This window comes from Vibrio rhizosphaerae (assembly GCF_024347095.1).
Classification (GTDB): domain Bacteria; phylum Pseudomonadota; class Gammaproteobacteria; order Enterobacterales; family Vibrionaceae; genus Vibrio; species Vibrio rhizosphaerae.
The window spans coordinates 24,872-40,059 of sequence record NZ_AP024904.1 but is presented as its reverse complement, the minus strand read 5'-3'; the positions used below and the strand labels follow the sequence as shown (position 1 = coordinate 40,059).

The 15,188-nt window shown below is 45.7% G+C and carries 12 protein-coding genes; 8 read left to right on the top strand and 4 right to left on the bottom strand.

Annotated features, from left to right (window positions below; all coding sequences use genetic code 11):
* Positions 1–121 precede the first annotated feature (121 nt).
* Complete coding sequence (locus OCV37_RS15410; protein WP_211252083.1) at positions 122–1,660, bottom strand: carboxylesterase/lipase family protein; 1,539 nt, start codon at positions 1,658–1,660, stop codon at positions 122–124.
* Between the two features lie 577 nt (positions 1,661–2,237).
* On the opposite strand from OCV37_RS15410, the gene OCV37_RS15405 reads away from it, so the two are divergent.
* The 3 genes from OCV37_RS15405 to OCV37_RS15395 are packed head-to-tail and all read left to right on the top strand — an operon-like array spanning position 2,238 to position 4,827.
* Positions 2,238–2,699, top strand: coding sequence for a MarR family transcriptional regulator (locus OCV37_RS15405; RefSeq protein ID WP_038184426.1), 462 nt, complete (start codon positions 2,238–2,240; stop codon positions 2,697–2,699).
* A 21-nt stretch (positions 2,700–2,720) separates the two neighbouring features.
* The gene (locus tag OCV37_RS15400) at positions 2,721–3,779 is read left to right on the top strand and encodes an HlyD family secretion protein (protein ID WP_038184430.1); all 1,059 of its coding nucleotides are present in this window, start codon (positions 2,721–2,723) and stop codon (positions 3,777–3,779) included.
* A 13-nt stretch (positions 3,780–3,792) separates the two neighbouring features.
* The gene (locus OCV37_RS15395) at positions 3,793–4,827 is read left to right on the top strand and encodes a DUF2955 domain-containing protein (RefSeq protein WP_038184434.1); all 1,035 of its coding nucleotides are present in this window, start codon (positions 3,793–3,795) and stop codon (positions 4,825–4,827) included.
* 182 nt (positions 4,828–5,009) lie between these two features.
* On the opposite strand, the gene OCV37_RS15390 is transcribed toward OCV37_RS15395, so the two are convergent.
* Positions 5,010–6,416: a glycoside hydrolase family 1 protein gene (locus tag OCV37_RS15390; RefSeq protein WP_038184437.1), complete on the bottom strand. Its 1,407-nt coding sequence runs from the start codon at positions 6,414–6,416 to the stop codon at positions 5,010–5,012.
* Positions 6,417–7,041: 625 nt separating this feature from the next.
* On the opposite strand from OCV37_RS15390, the gene OCV37_RS15385 reads away from it, so the two are divergent.
* Positions 7,042–8,691 (top strand): methyl-accepting chemotaxis protein, encoded by a 1,650-nt coding sequence (locus OCV37_RS15385; RefSeq protein ID WP_038184441.1) that lies wholly within the window; start codon positions 7,042–7,044, stop codon positions 8,689–8,691.
* A 95-nt stretch (positions 8,692–8,786) separates the two neighbouring features.
* On the opposite strand, the gene OCV37_RS15380 is transcribed toward OCV37_RS15385, so the two are convergent.
* Positions 8,787–9,185 (bottom strand): hypothetical protein, encoded by a 399-nt coding sequence (locus tag OCV37_RS15380; RefSeq protein WP_038184444.1) that lies wholly within the window; start codon positions 9,183–9,185, stop codon positions 8,787–8,789.
* Positions 9,186–9,464: 279 nt separating this feature from the next.
* Here OCV37_RS15380 and OCV37_RS15375 point away from each other — a divergent pair, with 279 nt between their 5' ends.
* Positions 9,465–9,905, top strand: coding sequence for a DoxX family protein (locus tag OCV37_RS15375; protein ID WP_038184447.1), 441 nt, complete (start codon positions 9,465–9,467; stop codon positions 9,903–9,905).
* 13 nt (positions 9,906–9,918) lie between these two features.
* Here the strand turns inward: OCV37_RS15375 and OCV37_RS15370 are convergent, their stop codons facing one another.
* Entirely contained in the window at positions 9,919–10,809 is an 891-nt protein-coding gene (locus OCV37_RS15370) for a LysR family transcriptional regulator (protein WP_038184450.1), read from the bottom strand.
* 176 nt (positions 10,810–10,985) lie between these two features.
* Here OCV37_RS15370 and OCV37_RS15365 point away from each other — a divergent pair, with 176 nt between their 5' ends.
* The 3 genes from OCV37_RS15365 to OCV37_RS15355 all read left to right on the top strand — a co-directional run bounded on the left by OCV37_RS15365 (position 10,986) and on the right by OCV37_RS15355 (position 15,126).
* On the top strand, positions 10,986–11,342 hold the full coding sequence (locus tag OCV37_RS15365) for a DUF413 domain-containing protein (protein WP_038184451.1): 357 nt from the start codon (positions 10,986–10,988) through the stop codon (positions 11,340–11,342).
* A 685-nt stretch (positions 11,343–12,027) separates the two neighbouring features.
* On the top strand, positions 12,028–13,917 hold the full coding sequence (locus tag OCV37_RS15360; RefSeq protein ID WP_038184454.1) for a PTS mannitol transporter subunit IICBA: 1,890 nt from the start codon (positions 12,028–12,030) through the stop codon (positions 13,915–13,917).
* A 63-nt stretch (positions 13,918–13,980) separates the two neighbouring features.
* Positions 13,981–15,126: a mannitol-1-phosphate 5-dehydrogenase gene (locus tag OCV37_RS15355; RefSeq protein WP_038184457.1), complete on the top strand. Its 1,146-nt coding sequence runs from the start codon at positions 13,981–13,983 to the stop codon at positions 15,124–15,126.
* Positions 15,127–15,188 lie beyond the last annotated feature (62 nt).

Sequence of the window (15,188 nt, the reverse complement as noted above, 5' to 3'; positions counted from 1 at the left end):
CTGATGTTGGCGGTTGAAACCGGAGAATAACCTCGATCAAAAAAGCGCACTTGCAAGTGCGCTTTTATCATGCATGAATTGGTCTCATTCCCGGATGAGAGGTCAGCCGAAAGGCCGTGACTCACAACGGTGGCTGAATCGATTCAATCAGCGTCAGGCGAACTTTCCAAGGGTCAAAAACCATACCGGACTGATCAGCGCCCTCATTGGAGAACATCATCAGGTTGTCGGCCCAACTCCGGTAATGAGACCAATGCGGTACACCTAACCCATTCGGATTACCATGACGAATAAAATTAACCCAATACTGATGGACTTGATCAGCCATTGCCTGATCCGCAGCGGTGACCGCATCATGATATTGCGCATGCAAGGTATTGAATGCATATACAATATCACTGGCATGATCCGCACCATTTGAGGTTGGCTTCAAGGCGTCAGCCACATAACCAAAGCGATAGCCATAAACGGTTTGGCCCTGCGCATCTGCCGCTTTCATCACAAAGCGAGCCGGCTCAACCATGCCTGTATCCCGAATAATATCCAGTGCCAGCTTCGTCACCGGTGTATCTTGTGTCACACCATAAGCATATTTCGCAATTTTTGAGCCCACCGGGCCGAAAATTGCCAGTGCTTCATCGACGGTTTCAGGCCATTTGGTAAACGGAGATGAAACCGGGATTTCAGAGGTGGTTGCTCCCAACAGGAGCGGTACAGATAGCCCACGCCCAGTGTTATAGATATGCTGTGGATGCGCAGTAATCAATGTTTCATCAATCATCGGGCCGGTGTATGTCACACCGTCAAGATTCATCATACTTAAACCATCAACAACATCTTCAGCAGGTAATGCCCGTAAAGCCTCTAACGCAGCTTGTCCTTGCCCCTCAATATTAAACTTCTTCGCGAACAACAATCCGGCAGCTTCTGCCGAAGCTTCACCGGATGCATTTTCATGACTCAGATAGCGGCCGCTGAAATGACGGCGACCGGCGCCTGATTGAATAATCGCCCGCTCAAATAAGTTTTCAGCCATCGGTGACGTTAAAAGTGCATGAATCGACAAACCACCGGCAGATTCACCGACAACCGTCACCTGATTTGGATCGCCACCAAAATGAGCAATATTGTCTTTCACCCATTTTAATGCCGCAATTTGATCCATCAGTCCATAATTCCCCAGCGCAGGATCTTCGTGTGCAGCGGTCAAAGCCGGATGGGCAAAAAAGCCAAAACGTCCCAGTCGATAGTTGATACTCACCATCACAATCCCGTTTTTGGCAAAAGATGTCCCGTCATAATTTGTCGCGGAAGAACCGCCGTTGACAAAACCGCCACCATGAATCCATACCATCACAGGATGTAATGTCCGGCTTGGCTCTGCGGGTTGCCACACGTTCAGAAACAGACAATCTTCAGACAATTTACCACTGAGCGGTGCCGCATCCCCCGGGAAAGGCTCTTGCATACAGTCACTGCCATAGTCTGTCGCTTGTAAAACGCCATCCCAAGCATTGACGGGTTGTGGTGCTCGCCAGCGTAGGTCTCCGACGGGAGGTTGTGCATAAGGGATCCCTTTGTAGGATATGACCGAGTCATGTTGTACGCCCTGCATCAAACCATTATTGATCTCTACCATTGTATTGTTATGTGCGGACACACTGCAGCTCCCCCCTATGATTGCGAGCGCCAGCATATAAATGCGGTTCTTTTTCATTTCAAGTATTCTCCGTTTCATCGATTGGAATATCAATTCATTCTCGGTTTTTATGTTAATTCAATCAGGCTTACCGAGTTCAAATCACTATTATGGTCTCGCCAGTCACAAAACCGCGAGACATAAGACCCGGACTAAAACCGAGTGAATTGGTTTCCCAATCCACAACAACGTCAGCAATATAAGACTCATCATACGAATCCATAAAAAAACCTAGCCTCCAGAAGCAAGACTTCAGGAACAGCTAGGTTTTGCCTGCATCGTCCTCAGACGTCGATAAAAAATCATACGTCAGAGAAATACCACAGTAACAATCCGGTTATGCAACTAATCTAGTGAGATATAGTTTTTAACTCAAATGTTTCCCATTCACCCTGTGAAGCTGATAACAGATCAATAATGAATTCAGTTGCTTATCAATAAATTTAACATTAATTTTGTGACTTAAATCAAAAATATTTACTTAGCCTGCTAACTACTATATATTACTGAGCACGCTTAGTAATTGAGACAATCCACCATGGTTGATGATCTGAATATTCTGAAGAACTTATCGCTTGCCGAACAACTCGCCCGGGCTGCTCGTTTGTGGAATAGCGTAGCCAATCAGGAGCTTACACCGCTCGGGTTGACTCAAAGTCGCTGGGTTGCCCTGTGGAAACTCCAGCGCCTCGGTGACAAGGTCAGCCAAAAGATGTTAGCTGATGCCCTTGAAATCGAACTTGGTTCACTGATGAGAACCCTAAAACTGCTTGAAGAGCAAAATTTTATCGAACGTCACTGTTGTCCACACGACAAACGAGCCCGAGTCGTCCATTTGACAGACAGTGGCAAAGAACTTTTAAAACAAATTGAAGAAAGAGTGCTACACGTCAGACATTGTATGCTCATCAATATTGACGAAGACGAACTCAACCAACTGAGCAAAACATTAGACAAAATTGCTCATAATGCTCAGGAAAACCTGCACCAACCAGCATAATACCGAAGGAAGTTTCACAAGATGACCCCCGATCAAAAATTTGCACGCTGGGTGAAATACGCCAGTGCGATTTTCATCGTGCTTTTTGCCTATTTTTTACTGGCCGATACCGTGATGCCACTGACACCACAAGCAATGGCAACCCGCGTCATTACCAAAGTGGCGCCCAGAGTCAGCGGACAAATCAGTCACGTCTATGTGCATAATAATCAACAGGTTCAGCAGGGAGATATCTTATTTGAGATTGATCCGGCGCCTTATCAGCTTGCAGTCGAGCAAGCAAAAATCGATTTGGAAAAAGCAATTCAGAACAACCAGCAATTAGATGCCTCGATTGCAGCGGCACAGGCTGAGACTGAAGCGAATCAAATTGTGTTCAACCAAAAAATTCGTGAGGCCAGACGGCTGGAGAAGCTCTTTGCCCGTAACGGCGTCTCCCAACAACAACGTGATGATGCGTTGAGTAATGCGACCGCAGCCAAAGCAAATCTGATGGCGGCGAAAGCCCGACTGAAAGAGCTTCAGGTTCGTCGCGGGACAACGACCCATGAGAATGTGACAGTGAAGATGGCTCAAAACCGTCTCCAACAAGCCGCACTCAATCTCTCTTATACTCAGGTTAAAGCTGAACACGCCGGGATTATCACGAACCTGCAACTCATGGTCGGGACTTACGCCAACAAAGGCACGCCTTTGATTGCACTGGTCGATAAAAAACTCGATATTATCGCGGACTTCCGGGAAAAAAGCCTGCGTAATTTCAGTCATAACACGCCTGCATTGATTACCTTTGATCGCGATCCGGGTCACCTCTATCACGCAACCGTGAGCACCATTGATGCCGGGGTCAGCAGCGGCCAGTTTGATGCCAATGGTTCACTTGCGACGCCGACCAGTTCGAACCGTTGGGTCAGAGATGCACAACGCATTCGTCTGCATCTTTCGTTGGATCACCCACTGCCAGAGAATCTGCCTACCGGTGCCAGAGCAACGGTACAGCTGATTCCTCAACAATCGGTGTTTGCCTGGTTTGCGTGGATGCAAATTTATGCGCTGAGCCTATTACACTACATTTACTGATCCGGAGAATAAGATGCGCTTATGGACACATCCTCTCAATGAAAACGATCTCCGGCAGTGTTTACGAATTGCCACGGGCGCGACCCTTGGTTTTACCTTTAGTAAATACTTTGGCTGGGACTTTGGGGTCTTCTTCACTGTAGTTCCGATGCTATTGCTGGGAATGATTCCGGTGCTTAACGGACATATCGCCCGACAAGTGGTCGCATCGGCCGTGATCTGCTCGCTGGAAGTCGGTTTACTCGGCGGTTTATTCGGGGCACATCCGGGAATCATGACATTGATTGCCGTACTGCTGTTTCTCTCCAAATTTGCTTGCATGGCACGCGGACCGCTGTTCCTGTTCGGTGCAAATTGTGTGTTGAATCTCAGTATCATGCTGCATTTTGCCAGCTATTCCACCACAGATATCAACGACATGATCAGCTGTAATATGGTCGCAAATCTTCTGGCAATTGGTATTGCATATCTGATGCACTATCTCATCCCTGATGTCGCTCCCAGACAGTCACCGCCCCCACCGTCTGAGCCCAAGCAATCTCATCGTTTCCGCCATGAGACACTATTAGGTACCGGCGTTGCGACCTTATCGTTTCTCGTGTTTCAGACACTCAATCTCAGTGATTCGATGTCCGCGCAGTCCACCAGCCTGTTACTGCTGTTTCCGATGAACTGGAATGGCGCTTTAGGATATGCCAGAAAAAGAGCGATGGGGACGATTCTGGGCGTGGTTTTCGGGCTGAGCTGTCAGATTATTTTATATGACCGCTCGAACCAGTTGATACTTGTCATCCCACTGCTATGGATTGGGACCATGCTATTTAGCTATCTGCACACGAAAGAAGCAAGTGGTTCCGGAGTCGGATTCGGGGGATTAACCACGCTGGGAATTCTATTTGGCCAGTATCTGACACCGACCAGTGATCTAACATTCAATGCGTTATATCGGATCAGCAGTATTTTATTTGCCATTGTTGCCACATTAAGCGCCACGTATCTGATCCATCGCATCTTGAATCGTATTGAAGCAACCAAGTACGGGCACTGAATCCGACTCAACGTTGCCCGGATATCATCTGGCACATCCAATCCCGCGCCGTTTTACACTGTAAAGTTATAAAAAAAGGATTGAGGTCTGAGGACACTCAATCCAATCGTCTTTGACGGCTTGCTGTATTTCAGCCATTCGTCATACGCGGTTACACAGACAAGCTCGACAGGCCGATCTCTTTAAGCGTTTGGCGGTGTCAGTTTTTCGCCCTGAGACTGAATAATATCCTGATACCAATAGAAGCTTTTCTTGCGAACTCGATCAAGTGTTCCCTGATTATCATCGTTGCGATCGACATAAATATAGCCATAACGTTTCGCAAGCTGCGCTGTACTGGCACTGACTAAATCGATCGGCCCCCAACTGGTATAACCCATCACTTCAACACCATCCTGAATCGCTTCGCCCACTTGGAAGAGATGATCATTAAGATAATCAATCCGATAATCATCAACAATCTCACCTGACTCATTGACGACATCTTTGGCACCAAAACCATTTTCAACCACAAACAGCGGCAGTTGATAGCGGTCATACAAGAAGTTAAGCAGATAACGCAGTCCAACCGGATCAATCTGCCACCCCCATTCAGAGGCTTTTAAATACGGGTTTGCGACCATATTCAGCATATTTGCTTCGCTTTTGTCCTGCTCATTCGGATCAGCACTGGCACAGCCGCTCATATAATAGCTAAACGAAACAAAGTCGATGGTTTCTTTCAGTGCTTCCCGATCGTCTTGCGTGATGTTGATTTCAACACCCAGCTCTTTGAATTTCCGTGTCATATAACTCGGATAATAACCTCTTACCTGAACATCACCGAACATCAACCATTCGCGGTTTTGTGTCAGAGTATGCATAACATCATCAGGGTTACAGGTAAATGGATACTGTATCGCGCCCAGAATCATATTGCCGATTTTGGCATCGGGAATCATTTCATGACACGCTTTCACCGCTTTGGCACTGGCCACTAATTGATGATGAATCGCTTGATAACGCATTTGCTCATCACAATCTCTCGGCAAACCAGAGCCGGTGAATGGTTCATGTAACGTGACATTAATCTCATTGAATGTCAGCCAAAGTTTGACCGCATGACCGTAGCGTTCAAATACCACGCGAGCATATTTTTCAAAAAAGCCAATCACATCCCGGCTGGCCCAACCCTGATATTTTTCTGCCAGATTCAGGGGCATCTCGTAATGAGAGAGCGTCACCAACGGTTGGATACCATGCTTTGCCAACTCAGCAAAAATTTTATCGTAATACGCCAAACCTGCTTCATTCGGTTGCGCGTCATCACCATTGGGAAAAATCCGGCTCCAGGCAATGGATAAACGCAGGCAGGTGAATCCCATTTCAGCAAAGAGTGCAATGTCTTCGGGATAGCGATGATAGAAATCGATCGCTAAATCTTTAATATTGAAATCACCAGCCTGACGCGGCACGATTTCACCAAATGCACCATAAGGGCAGACATCGGAAGTAGATAACCCTTTACCATCGCTCAAATGAGAGCCTTCAATCTGATTTGCAGCCGTTGCGCCACCCCATAAAAATGAATCGGGAAATTTAAAACTCATTTTCTCTTTTCTCCTGTTTAATTCTGATGTGAACCATATTTTTGTAACCGATACTTTTCATCACTCATGTAGCTACCCGTTCATCGGTTTTCTATCATCGGTACCCGACACGGCACCTGCAGCCCTCGTTTTCTGAGAGCAACCCGGTCATGCCCAGAACGGTTCACTCAATACATCAATAACCGCAACCTTTCGGGCATATTGACCTGAAATGATGATTTACCAGTCCAAACCAACCGAATTGAGCACAAAAAAAACCTGAAAGAATGAACTCGCCATGCGGCCAGTTGAGTCTTTCAGGTTTTGCCCGCGAACGCGGTAACAATCCTAATTTTTTCATAGCAGACTGACATTCCGAAAACGTCTACCGGCGTATTCGTTCCGTATCCGTCAGATCATGCCTATACAAAGAGAATCATAAACCAATTTATCCCCCGCTTATACCACCTCATCCCCGCAAATAGTAAAGCGCCCTGCTGATTGTGATACAGATCAGAAAATTTTATCTGGCCAGATAAGAATCGATGAATAAAAGCAAACGTTCAAACTTACAGTGACTATGATTAAAAATGTAGTAGAAGCAAACGCTTAAAAACAATTATATCAACAGATAAAGGGGTATATCATGGGTCACTTTTCCAGTTGGAAAATTAAATATCAGATCTTCACGCCCATCGCGTTCTTGCTGATAGCAATTTTGACGGTTTCAGCACTCGGGTTAAAAGTAAACCATCAGATTACTCAAAATACCAAGATGCTCACTGAGTATCTATCCCCCGCAACAGCGACTGTATTAAATGCGGACCGGGATCTGTACCAGTCTGCTGTCGCATTACGGAACTATATCTACTTATCCTCACAGCAGAAAAACCCTCAAGCGCAACTCGATGAGTATCATGACAACCAGCAACAAGCTTACGACAGAATGCTCGCGTCGAGAAAACTCGGAGAAGCGGCGGGGATTAAACTGATTCCTCAGGAGCATCAAACTTATATCAATGCTTTCAATGGATGGAAAAACATTGCAGAGAAGATCATCAGCCTTGTCAATAATCATCAATATGAACAGGCGAATGTCGTTCTGACGGAAGATCAGGAAACCATGTTCTCCGAGCTAAGGATTTACTACGACCAATTCGGTGAAAGATTAGAAGCACGTCGCAAACAAGTCGCTGCAGAGATTCACCATTTAGAAGAACAGCAACAACAATATACGATGGTAACGTGTCTCGTGTCTGTGGTTATCGGGCTCTGGTTCTTATTTTATATTCCACGTCTGATTTCGACCCGGTTACAAGCGTTGACTGACAAGATGAAAGAGTTGAGTCAATCCGGTGGTGATTTAACACTCCGGCTCCCGGACACAGGTAACAACGAACTTTCACTGCTTGCAAGAGCAACCAATGAATTTATCACTTATCTGCATAATATGTTGCTGACGATTGAAAGCGAAGTCTCGGGCATTCACCATCACGCCGATCAGTTAAAAAGTCTGACCGCCAAGACCGGCACCAGTGCTGCGCACCAAAATACGGCTCTTGATGATATTGCCCACTCAATCTCTGAGCTGAATACAGCCATCTCTGAGGTAGCCCAACAATCTCAGCGTTCGTCCGATGAATCCAATCATGCCAAGACAGATGTCACCGGCTCACATCAAGGCATTCAAAATGCCATTCATCAGATCAGCGCACTTGTGCAAGAGATGGAAGGTGCAGCGAGTGTAATCAGCAAACTAGAACAGGATAGCCAGAGTATCAACTCTGTCGTCGATGTGATTCGGGGGATCGCAGAACAAACAAACTTGCTGGCGCTCAATGCCGCTATCGAAGCAGCCCGGGCTGGTGATTCCGGACGTGGTTTTGCTGTCGTTGCCGATGAAGTTCGCGCATTAGCACAGAAAACTCAGGAATCCACACAAAGCATTCAAACCACACTCTCAGAACTGAATGCCGGCGTGAAAAAAGCGGTCGATACGATTAAATCCGGGACAGAAAAAGCCGTTGAAACATCAGGCTATACCGATTCTGCGGGATCGGCCATGAATCTGATTATCGAACGGGTCAATAGTATTACTGACTTTTCGATGCAAATTGCAGCCGCAACTGAAGAACAAAGCGTGGTGGTCAATCAAGTAAATAACAATATGGAGCAAATGCGTAAAAGCTCAAAAGAGGTGACGGTCAATGCATCTGAAGCAAATGAGGCAATTAATGAAGTGACGTTATCGATTCAGAAACTGTCTCAGCAGGTCGCATCATTTAAGCTTTCCTGAATGAAAATCCAATGATGTCTGTTCTGCATCATGAGATGCGCAGAGAAGCAGGTCAACGGGCTGTGCCGACGACATACAACACGGAATGATAAGCGTCATTCCGTTGGTGTCGGTTTGTCAGGCGTAGTCCGAACCCAGATATTACTCAAATGATATTTCGCACAGGCACTACATGTCAGCACTTCGCCATCACCATGAATACGCATGACGATATCTTCTCTTTTCTCTTTAGAACTTTGTCTGACCTGAATATAAATAAAGTTACCATCCACCTGAAAAGGAACCACCATCGCTTTCCCTTCACTCTGAATAGAAGCCTTTGCTTCGTGAAAAGCGATCAAATCCGTGTTGTGCTGATTTTCGTAAATCCCCTGAAACGCATAGGTTTCTTTATTCACCCAATGTTCTAACTCTTCCTGAAAACATCCATACAGTGACAGAGAAGACAATAGAACGACCAGATACGGCTTTACAGCATATTTGAATTGTTTCATATCTATTCCCCCTCCTTCATCAGAGTACGCTATTTCCTAACAAAAAACGTACCAACTCCCTCACAAATCATTCATGATTTCGATAGACGGAGGTTAATGACAGTATAGCCGTCGTTGACTGAATCCATTCACATATCATGACAATTGCCTCATCCCACTATTCAATTTTTTCAAACAACTTTGTTTAAAATAACAGATTTATCATCCATCAATTTCATTCTTTAATAGACTCAACAGCATCAAAGCGAATTCAATTTTTTTGATATAGGAAATAATGATATGCAATTTTTACGTCAATTACTCAGTTCAAATACGCAATATGCACCACTGATTCTACGGGTTCCGGTCGGCGTAATTCTTATGGCCCACGGTGCTCAAAAACTCTTCGGCTGGTTTGGCGGGGACGGCCTTGAAGGAACCGGCAAATGGATGGCTTCGATTGGTATTGAACCGGGTATGCTGATGGCAGCCCTTGCCGGTAGCGGCGAATTTTTCGGTGGTCTGTTCCTGTTACTCGGACTTCTCACCAGACCGGCAGCATGTGTCACCGCTTTTACGATGGTTGTCGCAATTTTTTCCGTACACATCAACAACGGTCTGTTTCTGTCTAACAATGGTTATGAATATGCGCTTGCCCTTCTGGCGGCATGTACCTCACTGATTTTCTCCGGTTCAGGAAAAGTCAGTCTGGACCAAGCTATCCTGCGCCTTATCAAATGATAACGCATCGATTCTAATCCCTGCCGATATCGCCCGCTTGCTGCAACGAGAAAGCCGTCAGCGGGTCGATATCTTTCACCAGCATCTCAACCTGTCCGATCGCATCAACCGATGAGCTGTTCTTGCGATAACTCAGATAAACCGGTCTTTTCCATTCAGAGCCACCGTCGATACAGTGAAGTTGGCCTGTCCGCAGAAACGGTTCAACAAGTGATGCTGGTAAGTAAGCACTTCCTTGCTTTTCAAGAATGAAATCAAGCGCGATTCTGGCTGTTGACGTCCGTAAAAATGGGGTCGTCACTCGTGGGTGCCGCTCTGCATGTTCAGCAGCAAACCGAGCCCCCCAGTCGACATAGACATAGTGATGTTTGAAAGCATCATCGACTGACTGCGGCTGAGTTGACACAAACAGCAGTGTCAGGTCCGTCACCTTCCGGCAATGCAGCTCTTCAGCTTTAATCGGATCAAAGACAAATGCCATGTCCAGCGTGCGCTCAAGCAATCCACGACTCAGTTGCTCCCGTCCCATCACTTCAGCGATAAATCCGTAGCCAGTAAACGTATCGGTTACTTTACTCAGACAGTGTTGTAAGTATGCATCCCAAATATTGGGGGTCCCGCCAAGGGTTAACTGAAGTGCTTTACCACTTTCCAGTGATAATTCGAACTTCGCCTGTTGTAAGGTCGCAACCATGACTTCGGCATAACTAATCAGACGCTCTCCGGCAGAGGTCAACTTAATATTATTGCGATCCCGGGTGAATAACTGGGTATCAAAGTAACTTTCCAGTTGCTTGATACGCGCACTCACTGCTGCCTGCGTTAAATACAAATTTTCTGCTGCCCGGCCAAAATGGCGTACCCGGGCCAATTCCAGAAAAGTACGAAAGACTTTGACGTCCATAGCAACCCTTTATTCTTACTGAAACTGCATCTTAAAGTGATTTAGGATATACGCATATACATAATGAAATGCAATGATGACGATAAAAAATTTTTGTTTTTCTTTTGCTTAGATTACGCCTAACTTTCGCCGTAATTCAATACAAAAGTGTAATGCTGCATTGATGCGAGGTTGATATGTCTGAGACTGAATTCCGTTATGGAAAGAAGCGTTTTTACGACAATAAGAAATTCCCGCGGGGATTTGCGAAATCAGGTGATTTCACGCTGGCTGAAGAGGAGTTGCTCATTCAGTTTGGTGAAACGATGTCCCAATTGGAATCAGGGGAGCTTGAACCTGTAAATGCCGATGAAAGACGCTTTCTTCTCGTGCTCGAACAGCCAGAAAAAGCCACCACAAAACTGGAGCGAGTCTGGTTAAAATACGTTCGTCTTGCTCGTGGCAGAAAACGCTTCCACACACTGAACGGCCGTAATAAACCGGATGCACTCGACGAATTTGTTGATGATTCGGATATCGAAACAGAAAGCTAAGTGCCCGCATCATTGATCATAACCAGAGTAGAGTCCTATCTCTGCTCTTTGTGATTCTGCCTGTTCTAGCCCCCGCCACCTGAGCGGTGCTTGATTTCGCGTTTCCTTCTTATCATAAAGTCACAGCGCACTTATCCCAGAGTGCGCAAAACAATCTTTAAGCGGTACTCTTTTCTCTTCCGCCAGCAACCAATTACCTTCCACCGACAATCAACCCATTATTATTGGCCCGTATAACAGACAATCACACACCATGCAGATATGTATCTTTCTTACAAAACTGGCCCTCAATTCTCTGAGTCTTTATTTTGACAATCAAAATAAATAGCAGAATGAGATTTAAATCACACTTAAATTCTAAACACGGATAAAAACTAACAAAATAGTGACCTTGATCACTATAAATATAAAAATCAAATTCCTAAAAAAGAGATATTGATCTTAAAAAACAAGTTGACTTTATAGTTATCAATGAAATGTAAAAAAATTACAGCATTAAAAGTAGATTTAAATCACTAAAAAGACACTTGGAACCCCATAAATTTTTGATTCCAGTCACAAAAAACCCGTTCTCAGTTCAGTTGAAAAATTGTGTGCTAGATTGATTTTGAACGATTCAATTCCACGGCTTTGGCGAGCCGTTAACACAACAACATCAAATGAGTACATCGAACGGGGAATCCATATGATATCACCAGATGCAAAGGTCAAGATACAAAATTTTGGCCGGTTCTTGTCCAACATGGTTATGCCAAACATTGGGGCATTTATCGCATGGGGATTTATTACTGCATTGTTCATTCCGACGGGATGGACACCGAATGAAACACTGGCTGCACTTGTCGGCCCAATGATTACCTATTTATTACCACTTCTGATTGGTTATACCGGCGGTAAACTGGTCGGTGGTGAACGAGGCGCCGTTGTTGGTGCGATTACAACAATGGGCGTGATCGTTGGTGCAGATATCCCCATGTTCATGGGTGCGATGATTGCAGGCCCAATCGGCGGCTGGGCGATTAAAACGTTTGACAAAAAAGTAGACGGAAAAATCAGAAGCGGCTTCGAAATGCTGGTCAACAACTTCTCGGCCGGTATTATTGGTATGATTTTCGCGATCATCGCTTTCTTCCTGATTGGTCCGTTCGTCAAAGTTCTCTCCACAGCGCTTGCGACCGGTGTAGACGTCTTGGTAAAAGCTCACCTACTCCCTTTAACTTCACTTTTTGTCGAACCCGCGAAAATTCTGTTTTTGAACAATGCCATCAACCACGGCATTTTCTCACCTCTGGGTATTCAACAAGCCAGTGAAACCGGTCAATCGATTTTCTTCCTGATTGAAGCAAATCCGGGGCCAGGACTGGGCATTCTTCTCGCCTATATCGTGTTTGGTAAAGGGACAGCAAAACAGACCGCCGGTGGTGCAACTATCATTCACTTCTTAGGCGGGATCCACGAAATTTATTTCCCGTATATCCTGATGAATCCTCGTCTGATTCTTGCAGCCATTGCTGGCGGGATGACAGGTGTATTTGTATTAACAGTATTTGGTGCCGGTCTGGTATCTCCAGCCTCACCCGGTTCAATTTTTGCTGTATTACTCATGACGCCGAAAAGCTCGATCATCGGTGTGCTTTGTTCAATCACTGCCGCAGCTGCCGTCTCGTTTACGGTTGCATCACTGCTCATGAAAACCCAAAAAGCTCAGGAAACCGACGCTGAAGATTCTCTGGAAAAAGCAACAACTCAAATGCAAGAAATGAAAGCTGAATCCAAAGGCTCATCAGTGACTCAGCAATTTACAGGGGATATTAAAAAGATCATCGTCGCATGTGATGCCGGCATGGGCTCCAGTGCAATGGGTGCCAGTATGCTGCGTAAAAAAGTACAAGCCGCGGGGTTAGATATTCAGGTCACCAATCTGGCCATTAACCATCTACCTCAAGATGTTGATGTCGTCATTACGCATCAAGATTTAACCGATCGGGCCCGCAAACATGCACCGTCGGCACGCCACATTTCCTTAACCAACTTTTTGGATAACGAACTGTATAACAATCTCGTCAATGAGATAAAAAAGTCTGATGCCGGTCAATCCGTTGCGCCTCAAAACACGGACGCAGAGAGCCAACCGGCATTCCAAATTGAAGCCCGTAACATTCACTTAAACCTCAAAGCAAGTAACAAAGAAGAAGCCATCCGTTATGCGGGAGAACAGCTCGTCGCACTCGGATATGCCGATCCCAGCTATATCGATGCCATGTTTGAAAGAGAAAAGATGGTCTCTACGTATCTGGGTGAATCCATCGCGGTACCGCACGGGACCATCGAAGCGAAAAATCACGTTCTGAAAACGGGCATTGTCATCTGCCAATACCCGGACGGTGTTCAGTTTACCGATGAGCCGGATGGCATTGCCAAACTGGTTATCGGTATCGCAGCACAGAACGATGAACATATGGCGGTCATTTCTACGATCACCAATGCGCTTGATGACCCGGATGCGATCACCACGCTCACGTCAACCACTGATGTGAACGCCATTCTGGAAGTGTTGGGAAATCCCACCGCATAAGGCTCATAAGTAGAGGGAATCCACCTCTACTTTTCTTTGATTACAATTTGTAGGTAAAAGTCTATGAAAAAGGCAATTCATTTTGGTGCCGGTAACATCGGACGGGGATTTATTGGCAAACTTCTGGCAGATGCAGGAATCCACGTTATTTTTGCAGACGTCAATCAGGAAATCGTCCAAAAGCTACGTCAGGACGGACAGTATCAAGTCAAAATAGTTGGCTCTGAGTGCCAGTGGCAAACGGTCAAGAATGTCACGGCCGTGAACTCTGCCAGTGACGAGATTGATGAACACATCACTCAGGTTGATCTAATTACCACGGCTGTCGGGCCAAACGTACTGGATATCATCTCGAAAACGATTGCAACCGGCATTCAGAAACGGCTCGATAGCGGTAACACAACCCCCCTGAATATCATCGCTTGTGAAAACATGATCCGGGGTTCCTCACATCTTAAAGAACAAGTCTATTTGCATCTGGCAGCAGACTACCATACCAAGGCTGACGCGCTGATAGGCTTCGTTGATTCTGCGGTCGATCGCATCGTCCCACCAGCGGAAACATCCGATAATATTCTCGATGTAACGGTCGAAAGTTTCAGTGAATGGATCGTTGATCAATTGCAATTTGTTGGTGATATTCCTGAGATTCCGGGCATGGAAAAAACCGATAACCTGATGGCTTACATCGAGCGAAAATTGTTTACACTCAATACCGGGCATTGTATTACCGCTTATCTGGGCTGTCTCAAGGGGTTTCAGACCGTCAAAGAAGCAATTGAAGATCAGGCTATCTATGCCGACGTCAAACAAGCGATGACAGAAAGCGGTGAAGTTTTAATTCATCGTTACCAATTTGATCGTCAGGCTCATGCCGCTTATATCGAGAAAATTCTGTCCCGATTCGCGAATCCGTATTTAATCGATGATGTGGAACGGGTTGGCCGTCAACCCATCCGTAAGCTCGGAGAAAATGACCGTTTAATCAAACCATTACGTGGTACAATGGAGTACAGTATTGCCAATACAGCGCTGTTGAAAGGTATTGCTGCTGCATTAAAATATACGAACGCGTCAGATCCTCAGGCCGTCGAGTTACAGGCATATCTGAGTCAGCATGGTGTTCTGGCAACATTAGCCCACTATGCCAATCTGGATGAACACGGGACAGAGGCTAAGCAAGTCGAAGCTATCTATAACACCCTCTAAAAATAATAAGTGAGGTTGGGAGCCCAGCTCCTGCTCCCGCCTCCTTTTTAACTATGATGCTT